The 11,641-nt window shown below is 75.3% G+C and carries 12 protein-coding genes and 3 tRNA genes; 4 read left to right on the forward strand and 11 right to left on the reverse strand.

Going from position 1 to position 11,641, the window contains the following annotated elements; genetic code table 11:
* Positions 1–54: 54 nt before the first annotated feature.
* Together ELQ39_RS21960 and ELQ39_RS21965 are read right to left on the reverse strand one after the other, a co-directional pair.
* The gene (locus ELQ39_RS21960) at positions 55–1,506 is read right to left on the reverse strand and encodes a xylulokinase (RefSeq protein WP_190000515.1); all 1,452 of its coding nucleotides are present in this window, start codon (positions 1,504–1,506) and stop codon (positions 55–57) included.
* A 38-nt stretch (positions 1,507–1,544) separates the two neighbouring features.
* On the reverse strand, positions 1,545–1,850 hold the full coding sequence (locus ELQ39_RS21965) for a YtxH domain-containing protein (protein WP_190000514.1): 306 nt from the start codon (positions 1,848–1,850) through the stop codon (positions 1,545–1,547).
* A 170-nt stretch (positions 1,851–2,020) separates the two neighbouring features.
* On the opposite strand from ELQ39_RS21965, the gene ELQ39_RS21970 reads away from it, so the two are divergent.
* From ELQ39_RS21970 to ELQ39_RS21980, 3 genes are all read left to right on the forward strand, one after another.
* Positions 2,021–2,093, forward strand: a tRNA-Asn gene (locus tag ELQ39_RS21970).
* A 5-nt stretch (positions 2,094–2,098) separates the two neighbouring features.
* A tRNA-Asn gene (locus ELQ39_RS21975) sits at positions 2,099–2,171 on the forward strand.
* A gap of 176 nt (positions 2,172–2,347) precedes the next feature.
* Positions 2,348–2,424, forward strand: a tRNA-Ile gene (locus tag ELQ39_RS21980).
* A gap of 38 nt (positions 2,425–2,462) precedes the next feature.
* Here the strand turns inward: ELQ39_RS21980 and ELQ39_RS21985 are convergent.
* The 5 genes from ELQ39_RS21985 to ELQ39_RS22005 form a co-directional block, all read right to left on the reverse strand.
* Complete coding sequence (locus ELQ39_RS21985) at positions 2,463–2,633, reverse strand: hypothetical protein (RefSeq protein WP_190000513.1); 171 nt, start codon at positions 2,631–2,633, stop codon at positions 2,463–2,465.
* Positions 2,634–2,699: 66 nt separating this feature from the next.
* Positions 2,700–3,371, reverse strand: a complete 672-nt coding sequence (locus ELQ39_RS21990) for an ANTAR domain-containing protein (RefSeq protein WP_190000512.1) — start codon at positions 3,369–3,371, stop codon at positions 2,700–2,702.
* A 233-nt stretch (positions 3,372–3,604) separates the two neighbouring features.
* Entirely contained in the window at positions 3,605–4,642 is a 1,038-nt protein-coding gene (locus ELQ39_RS21995; RefSeq protein WP_190000511.1) for a rod shape-determining protein, read from the reverse strand.
* A 508-nt stretch (positions 4,643–5,150) separates the two neighbouring features.
* Complete coding sequence (locus ELQ39_RS22000; RefSeq protein ID WP_242593561.1) at positions 5,151–6,491, reverse strand: carboxyl transferase domain-containing protein; 1,341 nt, start codon at positions 6,489–6,491, stop codon at positions 5,151–5,153.
* Positions 6,484–7,953 carry an acyl-CoA synthetase gene (locus ELQ39_RS22005; protein ID WP_242593562.1) on the reverse strand — a complete coding sequence of 490 codons (1,470 nt, stop codon included), beginning with the start codon at positions 7,951–7,953 and terminating at the stop codon, positions 6,484–6,486. The genes ELQ39_RS22000 and ELQ39_RS22005 overlap by 8 nt, the downstream gene beginning before the upstream one ends.
* Before the next feature lie 258 nt (positions 7,954–8,211).
* Between ELQ39_RS22005 and ELQ39_RS22010 the strand changes: the two genes are divergently transcribed.
* Positions 8,212–9,084 carry an ATP-grasp domain-containing protein gene (locus ELQ39_RS22010; RefSeq protein WP_242593563.1) on the forward strand — a complete coding sequence of 291 codons (873 nt, stop codon included), beginning with the start codon at positions 8,212–8,214 and terminating at the stop codon, positions 9,082–9,084.
* Here ELQ39_RS22010 and ELQ39_RS22015 read toward each other — a convergent pair.
* The 4 genes from ELQ39_RS22015 to ELQ39_RS22030 are packed head-to-tail and all read right to left on the reverse strand — an operon-like array spanning position 9,062 to position 11,633.
* A complete protein-coding gene (locus tag ELQ39_RS22015) occupies positions 9,062–9,676 on the reverse strand; it encodes a hypothetical protein (protein WP_242593564.1) in 615 nt (204 codons plus the stop codon). The two genes, ELQ39_RS22010 and ELQ39_RS22015, sit on opposite strands and share 23 nt — an antisense overlap.
* Positions 9,642–10,478: an FkbM family methyltransferase gene (locus ELQ39_RS22020; RefSeq protein ID WP_242593565.1), complete on the reverse strand. Its 837-nt coding sequence runs from the start codon at positions 10,476–10,478 to the stop codon at positions 9,642–9,644. Before ELQ39_RS22020 ends, ELQ39_RS22015 begins: the two co-directional genes overlap by 35 nt.
* Positions 10,475–10,714, reverse strand: a complete 240-nt coding sequence (locus tag ELQ39_RS22025) for a Trm112 family protein (RefSeq protein WP_242593566.1) — start codon at positions 10,712–10,714, stop codon at positions 10,475–10,477. Before ELQ39_RS22025 ends, ELQ39_RS22020 begins: the two co-directional genes overlap by 4 nt.
* A gap of 7 nt (positions 10,715–10,721) precedes the next feature.
* A complete protein-coding gene (locus ELQ39_RS22030) occupies positions 10,722–11,633 on the reverse strand; it encodes a hypothetical protein (protein WP_277994721.1) in 912 nt (303 codons plus the stop codon).
* Positions 11,634–11,641: the final 8 nt, after the last annotated feature.

Consider the following 11,641-nt stretch of genomic DNA (forward strand, 5'->3'; position numbering starts at 1 on the left):
CCGCGTTACCTCAACCCATTTACGGGCCCCCGCGCGCCGCCCCCGCGCGGCCGCCTACTGCTGGAACGCCCCCGGATGCGTCTGCTCGCGCACCGCCACGTACTGCTGGCGCACCGCCTGACCCACCGCCAGTTCCTCGCCCGGGTCCAGCACCTGTGCCACCGGACCCGGCCACACCGGCGGGGTCCGCGGATCGAGGGCGCCCTGCGAGACGCCGAGCGCCCAGGCCGCCTGCCGGGCCGCGCCCGTCGCGGCGTAGTCCGCGGGCTGCGGCACGACCACCTGCGCCCCGAACAGCGCGGGCGCCGCCGCCTGCACGGCGGGCAGTTCCGCCGCGGGACCGAGCAGGAACACCCGCCGCACCTCCACGCCCCGGCCGCGCAGCACGTCCAGCGCGTCCGCGAGCCCGCACAGCATCCCCTCGAACGCCGCCCGCGCCAGGTGCTCCGGCCTCATCGACTCCCGCCGCAGCCCCGCGAGGGTCCCGGCGGTGTGCGGCAGGCTCGGGGTGCGCTCGCCCTCCAGGTACGGCAGCAGCACCAGCCCGTGCGCGCCCGGTGTCGACTTCATCGCCAGGTCGGACAGGCTCTCCAGGTCCGGCAGCCCCAGCAGTTCCGCGGTGCCGCGCAGCGCGCGCACCGCGTTCAGCGTGGTGACGACGGGCAGATGCATGCCGGTCGCGTCGGCCAGCGACGTGATCATGCCGCTCCGGTCGACGAGCGGCTCGGGGTGCACGGCCATCACCGAGCCGGACGCGCCCAGCGACACCACCGCGTCGCCGAGCCCGATGCCGAGCCCGAACGCCGCCGCCATGGTGTCCGCCGTGCCCGCGGAGATCATCAGCCCCTCGGGGGTGGTGCCGGCCGCGTCGGCCGGGCCGATCACCTCCGGGAGCATCGCCTGGTGCCCGAGCGCCAGCTCCACCAGGTCGGGCCGGTAACCGCCGGTCGCCGCCGCCCAGTAGCCGGTGCCGGAGGCGCCGCCCCGGTCGGTGGTCCGGCGCACCGGCCGGCCCAGCAACTGCCACACCAGCCAGTCGTGCGCCTGCAGCAGCACGGCGGTGCGGGCCGCGTTCTCCGGTTCGGTACGGGCCATCCAGCGCAGCTTCGTCACCGGCTGCGCGGCGCCCGGCACACAGCCCACGGCCTGCGCCCACGCCTCGCGCCCGCCCAGCGCGTCGACCAGATCGGCCGCCGCGACCTGCGCGCGCTTGTCGCCCCCCGTCATCGCCGGGCGGACCGTGTTGCCCTGCGCGTCCAGCGGTACCAGCGCGCCCGCCTGCGCGGACACCCCGATCGCCTGCACGCCCTCCAGCAGCCCGCCGCTCGCGGCCTCGCCCAGGGACAGCAGCCAGGCCTGCGGGTCGACGTCCGAGGAGCGGCCGGTGTCCGGGCCCTGCACCGGGTGCGGGGCGTACCCCTGCCTGAGCACGGCTCCGGTGTCCGTGTCACAGACGACGATGCGAGTGAAATCGGGCGCACTGTCCAACCCGGCGACTATCCCCATACGGCGATTTTGCCGCATGGGGAGGGGTGCGGTGTCCGTCAGGTGTTGCTCGTGCCCCAGTCGTCCTCGGCCGGGCCGTGGGCGGTGCGCTCCCGCAGGGCGTGGACCCGCTGCGCGACCGAGTCGGGCATACGGTCCCCGACCTTGTCGCTCACCACGTGGTACGCCTTGTCGGCGAACTCACGGCTCTGCTGGGCCGCGGACTCCGCGGTGTTGCGCACCGCGGGATTCTGCGCCAGCTGCAGCGCGGACCTCTTCATCTGCTCGTAGCGCTCCCGCCCGGCCTTCGTGCCCAGCACGTAGCCCAGGACGGCTCCGGCGACGAACGTGAGCCGGTATCGCATGGCGGCCACCCTTCCCGTTGTTCCAGTCTGCGTGGGTCTCCGGCGCGGCGACGGGCCGGGGAGTACCGATTGGCGAAGCACCCCCCTGCTTGCGCTAATGTATGTGTCGCAGCGAGCACGCGCCCCCTGGCGGATACCCAGGCGGGTGCGTTCGATGCAGAACGAGGCATTCCTCCGTAGCTCAATTGGCAGAGCAGCCGGCTGTTAACCGGCAGGTTACTGGTTCGAGTCCAGTCGGGGGAGCTCGGTCCTCCGTAGCTCAATTGGCAGAGCAGCCGGCTGTTAACCGGCAGGTTACTGGTTCGAGTCCAGTCGGGGGAGCATGCTGAACGAGGACCCCTAGGGGTCCTTTTTCATGTCCGGTGGAACCGCGCGCGGCGCGGCGCTGTCTTCATGGTCAACAGGGCCGTACGCAGCCGACCATCCGAAGCAGGAGATCGTATGAGCGGCTATGCTGCGGCAGACGGCGCGCACACATGTACGCGACACGCCGCTATGGGGCGGTAGCTCAGCCGGTTAGAGCAGCGGACTCATAATCCGTCGGCCGTGGGTTCGAGTCCCACCCGCCCCACCACGTCACGGTTCACCGGAACCGTCGCCCCCGAGCCGGGGTCAGCCGCCTTCGTGCGTCCCCCGTACGGCGTTGTCGTCGGACGCCGACGGGGCGTCCGACGGATCACGCTCCCCTTCCGCCTGCGACGGCGTGGTGTGCACCACGTCGGGGGTCGTCCATTCGCTGTCGTCCCGGTCGCCCTCGGCCTGGGACGGAGTGTGCTCGCTCATCGTGCCGCCTCCCTGTCGCGGGACCCGTCGGTTACGGCGACTACGAGTACCCCGCGCGCGGCGATGTCACCGCGCCGCGCGGCGGGCGAGGGCGCGGGCCAGCGCCGTGCGCACCTCCGGCGGCGGGGGAGTGCCCTCCGCCGCCGCGCAGGCCGTCAGCGACTCCGCCACGGTGCGCAGCTTGGTGTTGGACAGCTGCGACGCCTCCCGCAGGATGTGCCACGCCTCGTCCGAGGTGCAGCCGTACGTCGCCATCAGGATGCCGCGCGCCTGGTCGATGACCGGGCGGGACGCGATGGCCTGCCGCAGCTGCTCGACCTCCTCCTGGAGCAGGTGCAGCCGCTCCTGGCGCTCCAGCGCCACCGCCGATCCGGCGGGCGAGGGGCGCGGCGCGGGGGAGCGCAGCGGGTCCGTGGTGTCCAGCCCGGCCAGCTCCAGGATGCGGCGCGGCTGGCCGGTCCAGCGGGACGTGGTGACCGGCATGGACCGCCGACGCGCGTGGTCGCGCAGCACCTCCAGGAACTCCAGACCCGCGGTGTCCATGAAGTGCACGCCGCTCATGTCCAGGTCGACCCGCGCCGTGCCGGCGGGCAGCGCCGCCAGCTTCTCGGCCAGCATCTGGGCACAGCCGCGGACCAGCTCCCCGCGCGGGGCGAGCAGCGCCCGGTCCGCGTCCATGCGGCCGCCGATGACCAAGGTGTCCTGCCGTCCCGGAGGGAAGGAAGCCGCGGAAGTCATGTCACCGCCCTGTCGGTGCTCGTGGGTGGCCGGCCGGGCCGTCCCGGCGGTCCCGGCCGCCGCCGGCACCCGCGCGAGAGGCCGCGCACCGTACTGCTGCGCTGCGGATGCGCCTGCCCGCCCTGAGCCGCGGTACACACCGCGCCGCGGGAACGGCCGGGAACGCACGACGGCCCGCCCGCACGGATGCGGGCAGGCCAGAGGGAGGAAGGGGCGGCGGGACGGAGTGGGTCTCAGGCGCCCAGCGGGTCCAGGACCATGGGGGCGATACGGCCCTCCAGCATGGCGCCGAGCCCCTCCACGGCGCACAGCTCCGGCTGCTCCGCGATGTGCACCGGCATGCCGGTCGCCTGACGCAGCATCTGGTCCAGGCCCGGCAGCAGGGCGCTGCCGCCGACCATCATGATGCCGCGGTCGGCCAGGTCGGCGACCAGGTCGGGCGGGCAGTCCCGCAGCACCTTGCCGATGCCGTCGAGGACCGCGGTGAGCGGCGTCTGGATGGCCCGCCGCACCGCCGCCGTGTCCACCTTCACCGACCGGGCGAGCCCGGTGGCGACGTCCCGGCCGTGGATCTCCGTGACCTCCGGCCCCTCCGGCGTCAGCCCGTTCCCCTCCAGCGCCAGCTGAAGCGGCCGTACGGACTGGCTCGGCAGCATCAGCTCGTGCTGGTGGCGCAGGTGCTGCACGATCGCCGCGTCCACCGCCTCGCCGCCCACCGGGATGCGCTCGGCCCGCACGATCGAACCGAGCGACAGCACGGCCACCTGGGTGGCCGCCGCGCCGCACACCATGATCATGGTGGCTTCGGGCCGCTCCACCGGCAGCCCGCACCCGACGGCCGCCGCGATCAGCGTGTCCACCAGCTCCACCCGGCGCGCGCCCAGCCCGACCAGCGTCTCGATCGCGGCGCGCTGGGCCAGCGGGTCGGCATCGTGCGGGGTGCAGGCGGCCGCCCGCAGCCGGGGCCTGCGGCGCAGGGCGCGGCGGGTGCGGTCGCCGATGAGCTGACGCAGCATCCGCTGAGCCATCTCGATGTCGACGACGGTGCCGCCGGTCACCGGCCGGACGACGCGGATGTAGTCGGGGGTGCGCCCGGTCATCTTCTCCGCGAACTCGCCGACCGCGATCAGCGCTCCGGTACGGGTGTTCACGGCGGCGACGGACGGCTGGTCGACGACGAGGCCGACGCCCTTGACGTACACCCGGGTGCGGGCCGCGCCCAGGTCGACGGCGAAGTGGCAGCGGCGCAGCTGCTCCAGACTGGCGGTCACGGCAGTTCCTCCCGAGTGCGCGGCCTGCGCCCGCCGGGCGGCGGGCCTCCTCGCATCGTGCGCGCCGGGCGGGGGCGGCGCCTTTTCTGGGGGGCCGGGAGAGGGGCCGCCGAACGGGGGGAGTCGGTCGGCGACGGCGCCGGGCGGCGGCCGGAACTGCCCCGAGGGGCAGCGTCGCCGCACCGTGCGGACCCCTTCGGGCAGAGGTCCGCACGAGGGCGCCGAACGGCCGATCCGTGCTGGTCGTTCTTCTGATGACGCTTCAGGACCTCACGTGCGAAGAGGCGATTCCGTGAGTCACCACGAGCCCGCCCCGCTCGGAGGGCCGACGAGCGCGGGCTGACGTTCCCGCAGCACTCCCTGACCGTGCGACAGGCGGCCGCCCACGCCGCGGGACCGAGGGGGCTCCAGGCGCCCGCCGGGAACGCCGCCGTCGTGCAGATGCTCCGGCAGGCCGGTCACCTGGGTGACGAGGAGCAGCACCCGCCGCGGGACCGGAGCTCGCCGCCTAAGCACCCTCGGGTCCCACGATCCCCCGCACCACCCCCAGCTCCACCAGATCCTGCGGCCGGACGTGCAGGGCGTCCGCCGTGGACTCCGCCTCCGACGCCGGGCGTTTCAGGATCGCCGCCGCCAGTTCCGGGGCGATCACCGAGAAGTAGCTGTCCGGGGCGGCCCATGTGTTGCCCGGCGCGGCCAGCGCGAGCGCGCCGCCCGAGCCGCCCTCGCCGATGACCAGGGTGGTCAGCGGCGTGCGCGCGGCGGCGACGGCGGCGAAGAGGTCCGCGATGGCCGCTCCCGCACCCTGCCGTTCCGCCTCCGCGTCGCCCGCCGCGCCCGGGGTGTCCACCAGGGTCAGCACCGGGATGCCGAGGCGGTCGGCGAGACGGATCAGACGGGCGGCCGTGCGGTAGCCGGCGGGGCGCGTGGCCGTGCCGGTCTGGGCCGCGTAGGCGACCGTACGGCCCGCGTGGTCGCCGAAGCCGCAGAGCATGCCGTCGGGGTCGGCGCCGCCGCAGCGGTCGCCGGAGAGCTGGACGCGGGACGTGAAGTACGCGTCCAGGTAGGCGGCGGCGCGCGGGCGGCTCGGGGCGCGGGCGCGGCGGACCGCGCCCCAGCCGGTGGCCGGCAGGTCCCGGTCGCCCAGCGCGTGCGGCGGCGGGGCCGGGTCGGCCGAGGGGCGGGTCAGCAGCCGCAGCCACCGGCCGAGAGTCGTGCGCAGTTCCTCCGGCGGGACCAGCGCGTCCGCCGCGCCCGCCGCGACCTGCGCCTCGGCCGTGTACGCCGTGGGGTCCGCGTCCGGCGGGCGGACCCGGGAGCCGGCGAAACCGACCTGCGCTCCGGGAAGGGCGAGGACCACGTCCGCGCCCGCGCCCAGCGTGGCCCAGCCGCCGCCGGTCGTGGGATCCCGCAGGACGGCTGTCTGGAGGAGCCGCGCCTCGCGGGCCCGCGCCGACGCGCGCGCCACCCGCTGGAGCTGCGTCAGGGCGAGCATGCCCTCCTGCATGCGGCTGCCGCCGGTGGCGACCAGGGACACCAGCGGCAGCCGGTGCGCGACGGCGTGCGCGTACGCGGCCTCCAGGCGGTCGCCGGTGCCCTCGCCGAGGGAGCCGCCGAGGAAGCCGAACTCGAACGCGATCAGCACGGCCCGGACGCCCTCGACGTCCGCGACCCCGCAGACCACGGACTCGTCCTCACCGGTGCGTGCGGCGGCGCGGGAACGGGCCTCGCCGTAGCCGGGCCAGCCGAGCGGGCCGTCCGGCGCCGACTGCCGCTCCGGGTACGGCAGTTCCCTGAACGTGTCCGTGACCAGGGCGAGGACCTCGCGGGCCGACGGGCGCTCAGCCATGCGTCAGCGCCCGCTTCATGATCTTGCCCATGTCGTTGCGGGGCAGCACGTCGAGGTGGCGGACGGCCCGGGGCCGCTTGTGCGGGGCGAGGCGCGCGGCCACATGGTCCGCCAGCTCCTCCAGGCCGGGCGGGGACTGCGGGTCGGACGGCACCACCCACGCCACGATCCGCTCTCCCAGGTCGGCGTCCGGCTCCCCGGTGACCGCCGCCTCCTTCACCCCCGGGTGCTCCAGCAGCGCGTTCTCGATCTCGCCCGCGCCGATCTTGTACCCGCCGCTCTTGATGAGGTCGGTGGCCTTGCGGCCGACGATGCGGACGTCGCCGCCCGGGTCGCGGACCGCCATGTCGCCGGTGCGGAACCAGCCGTCGGCGGTGAACGCCTCCGCGGTGGCGTCGGGACGGTTGAGGTACCCGGTGAACAGGTTCGGCCCGCGCACCTGGATCTCGCCCACGGTCTCGCCGTCGTACGACGTCACCGGGGTGCCGTCCTCGTCGACCAGCCGCAGTTCGACGCCGGGCAGCGGCACGCCGACCGAGCCGGGGCGTACCTCGCCGTCGACGCGGACGCTGGTGTTCATCAGCGTCTCCGTCATGCCGTACCGCTCGACGACCCGGGCGCCGGTCGCCGCCGTGATCCGCTCGTGGTCGTGCACCGGCAGCGCGGCCGAGCCCGACACCAGCAGCCGGGCGCCGGACAGCGCCCGCACCAGCTCCGGTTCGGCCGGCAGGGCCTCCGCGATGCGGTGGTACATCGTCGGCACGCCGAACAGCATGGTCGCGCCGGAGTTCAGCTCACGGGCCGCGCCCTCGGGGGTGAACCGGCCCAGGTGACGCACCGACCCGCCGCGCCGCAGCGGACCCAGGGTGCCGAGGACCAGGCCGTGCACATGGAACAGCGGCAGGCCGTGCACCAGCACGTCGGCGTCGGTCCACCGCCAGGCGTCGGCGAGGGCGTCCAGCGTCGAGGCGATCGAACGGCGGGGGATCACCGCGCCCTTGGGCGGGCCGGTGGTGCCGGAGGTGTAGACGATCAGGGCCGGGTCCTCCGGGTCGCGCTCCCGGTCGTCGGGCACGGAACCCGGGCCGGCGCCGCGGGCCGGGTCCACGCCGACGCGGGTCAAGGCGGCCGGCGCGTCCGGCAGGGCGGCGCCGGGCGCGGCGAGGAGCACGTCGGGGGCGCTGTCGCCGAGGATGTGGTCCAGCTCCCGCTCGCCCGACTTCGGGTTGAGCGGGACGACGACCACCCCTGCGAGCAGCGCGGCGGTGACGGCGACGGCGGTCTCCAGGGTCGGAGTGGCCCACACGGCGGCCGTGCGCACGCCCTTGAGGTCCCCGGCCACCGCGCCGGCCGCGGCGGCGAGTTCCCCGTACGTCAGTGAGCGCTCGCCGAAGCGCAGGGCGGGACGGCCGGCGGAGCCGCCGGCCGGGTCGTCGGTGAGGGCCGGGAAGAGAGAGGACACGCGTCGTACTCCTTGGGTCGCTGTCGTCGCTGTCGTCGGTCGTGGCTGTCGTCGACGGCCGCCGTCGCGCGGCCGGGGCCCGTCGGGGGCCGCCGGGTCCAGGGTGTCCTACCCCCGGCAGGGCACCACCATCACCAGCGACACCACCGCCGGTACGAACGGTGCTGGACAACGCCAGTACGTCGCAGGCGCCACGGTCCGCCCGCGGTTGTTAGCCTCCTCGCGGAGCGGAAGTGGTCGTGGGAGGGGTGAGGCGGCGTGGTGCGTGTCGCGCTGGTGACCTGTGCGGACGGGCCCGACGTGGCCGAGGACCGGGATCTCCCGGTGCTGGTGCGGGCGTTGAACGAGGCCGGGGCGCAGGCGTCCGCCGAGGTGTGGGACGACGCCGGCGTCGACTGGGCCCGCTTCGACCTCGCCGTGATCCGCTCCACCTGGGACTACAGCTGGCGGGCGGCCGAGTTCACCGCGTGGGCCGAGCGGTGCGGCGCGCTGACCCGGCTGGCCAACCCGGCGGACGTGGTGCGCTGGAACACCGACAAGCGCTACCTCGCGGACCTCGCCGCGGCCGCGGTGCCCGTCGTGGAGACGACGTACCTGGCGCCCGGGGACGCCGTGGAGCTCCCGGACGACCACGAGTTCGTGGTCAAACCGGCCTCCGGCGCCGGCGCCCGGTTCGCCGCCCGCTACACCCCCGACGAGCACGACACCGCCGTACGGCATGTGCGGCGCATGCACGGGGACGGGTTCACGGCGATGGTGCAGCCGTACGTGCGGGCGATCGACAGCGGCGGGGAGCGGGCGCTGCAGTTCTTCGGCGGGACGCTGCTGCACGCCAGCAGGAAGGGACCGGTGCTCGCGCCCGGCACCCCCTACGACCAGCGGAAGACGGCCCACCCCGACCTGACCGGATGGACCCCCACGTCGGACGAACTCGCCGTGGCCGAGGCCGCGTTGTCCGCCGTGCCCGGCGCACCCGAGCTGCTGTACGCGCGGGTGGACCTGGTGGACGGCGACGACGGGCGGCCCCGGGTGATGGAGCTGGAGCTGGTCGAGCCGAACCTGTTCCTGTGGCTGCACCCCGAGTCGCTGCCCGTGGCCGTGGAGCGGATCATCGAGGCGGCGGGCCGCTGACGCCCGTCCGCTGGAGCAGCCCCCAGGTGAACTCCGCGGCCACCTCGTGAGGCCGGCCCTCCGCGTCCGGGGCGGTGAACGCCAGCCCCCACCGGGTGGGCGCCGAACCCTCCAGCGGGCGGGCCGGGGCGAAGGCGCGGGCCACCTCGTCCACCGTGCACGACCAGGGCGTGAGGTCTTCCAGCGTGCGCAGCGCCGGCACCGGCGCGCCGGGCGCGCGGACCAGCCACTCGTTCCACACCGCGCCCCCGCCCGCCGGGGTCAGCGCCTCGAAGCGCAGGTCCGGCCAGAGCGGCAGCGCCCACCGCCACGCCTCGCAGTCCAGATCGCCGACCCGGCGCGGGGTACGCGACTCCGGCTCGCCGAGCACCGAGCGGTACCGGGACAGCGCCGGGCGGGGACGCGGCGAGCGGACCATGGCCTGCCAGCGGCGGTTGGCCTCCCGCATGTCGGTGAGGGAGGCGCCCAGCGTGCGCCGGGCGTCCTCCACCAGGCCGGGGTTGTGGTCGGCCATGCGGCGCAGCAGCACCAGCTGGAAGTGGAACGGGGTGAACGGTTCAGGTGGGCGTCGTCCGGTGGGCACGGAACCCATCGTCGCCCACCGGAGGCTCTCCCGGGCGGCGGCCGTCCGGGAGGAACAGCACCGAGTTGACGTAACGGGGGCCGCGCAGCCGCCCGTACGGCACGATCCGGCGCACCAGCCCGTGCGTGGCGACGTACGCGGTGCGCTCCTGGTGGGCCTCCAGCGGGAAGCGGGACAGCGGGATCCAGGTGCCGGCGGGCAGCACCCAGCCGTCGTAGCCCAGCAGCGACAGGTACGTCACCACCGGGGCGACCGGCTGGATGCGCGACTCCAGCTCGACGAACAGGGCCGGCCGGTCGCGCGCCAGGATGCCGGTCGCCCCGCGCAGCACCGCCGGCTCGCTGCCGTCCACGTCGATCTTCAGGAAGCCGACGTCGCGCAGTCCCAGGTCGTCCAGGGCGACGCAGGTGACGTCCAGGGCGTGACCGTGGATGTCCCGGCGGACCAGCGACGACACGCCCTGGGCGCCGGCGTCGTCGTCCGGCAGCCACAGCCGGGCGATGCCGGGCCGGTCGGAGGCTGCCGCGCGGATCACCCGCACGTTCGGCGGGGCGGTCGCACCCAGCAGCCGGGCCAGGCGGGGCACCGGCTCCAGGGTGACCACCCGGCGGGCGTGGCGGGCCAGCCGGTGCGTCCACGGGCCGTACCAGGCGCCGACGTCCACGGCCGTGTCGCAGCCCGGCGGGCACAGGTCGGAGAGGCGGGCCAGCTCGGGCTCGAAGCGCGGGTAGACCGCGCGGGCCGTCGCCGCCACCAGGCGCGCGGGCAGCACGGACGCCGCCCGCGCCGCGAGCGTGCGCCGCCCCGTCACGGCGCCGTCCCCGGGGCCTCGGCCGCGCGGGCGAGCAGCCGCTCGTGCTCCTCCTCCGGCACCTGCTCCCCGGACGACGGCAGCAGCTGCGGGATGCCGCCGACGACCGGGTAACGGCGGCGCAGCCGCGGGTTGTACAGCGCCTCCCCGTCCTCGTCGTCCGCGGCGAGCAGGCGCAGCGGCCCCTTGTCGAGCGGGCAGGCGAGGATCCTCAGCAGCGGGTCGTCGGGTTTCACGGTGACGTCAACTCCTCGGTGTGGCGGGGGACCTGGGCGCGGTGTCGTGCTTGGGCATGGCGAGCAGCACGGTCACCGCGAGGACGGTCCCGAGCACGCGCAGGGCCAGCCGCAGCGGCTCGTGCGGGAGTTCCTCGCCGAACGACAGCGTGCCGAGCACCGCCGTGAACAGGCAGGTGACGGTCGTGCACACCGGCACGATCAGCGAGGCCCGGCAGCGCTGCAGCGCCGCCTGCGACATCACGAGCCCGAACGCCCCGGTGAACAGCAGCAGATACGGGTACGGGGAGCGGAGCAGGGCGAAGGCCGACGCGCCGACGCCGGCCGTCAGGTGGCCGGAGACGCCCTTCACGGCGAGCGAGCTGACCCCGTAGAGCAGACCGACGGCCACCCCGTACTCCACGCCGGTGGTGGGCAGCCGGTGCCGGTGGCGGGCGTTGCGTTCGGCGGAGGAGTACAGCCACACCCCGGCCGCCAGCGCCGGCACGCACACCAGCAGGATCAGCGGGTACGGCGCGTCCCGGCCGACGGTGTCGGCGTCCGCGCCGCTCTCCCGCAGCGACAGCACCACCATCAGCAGCGCCAGCAGGATCGCGCCGAGCGCGTACCGCTCCCGGCCGCTGGTCTCCTCGCCCAGCAGCCGCGCCGACAGCAGCACCAGCAGCACCAGACCGGACACGAACAGGCCCTGCGCGGCGGCGATCGGCAGCGTGCGGTACACGGCGAGCTGCGCCGCGAACCCGGCCGCGAGGGCCAGCGAGCCGCCGATCCACAGCGGGCTGCCCAGCACCAGCCGCAGCAGCCGGGCCGGCCGGCGCACCGTCACCTCGGGCAGCGCGCCCAGCGCCCGCTTCTCCAGCACGAACCCGGCGCTGTACAGGACGTTCGCCAGCAGCGCCGCGCCCACTCCCCACCACATGTCCCCCC

Origin of the sequence: Streptomyces sp. GB4-14, from assembly GCF_022696125.1 — a bacterium.
In the GTDB taxonomy this organism is placed as follows: domain Bacteria; phylum Actinomycetota; class Actinomycetes; order Streptomycetales; family Streptomycetaceae; genus Streptomyces; species Streptomyces werraensis.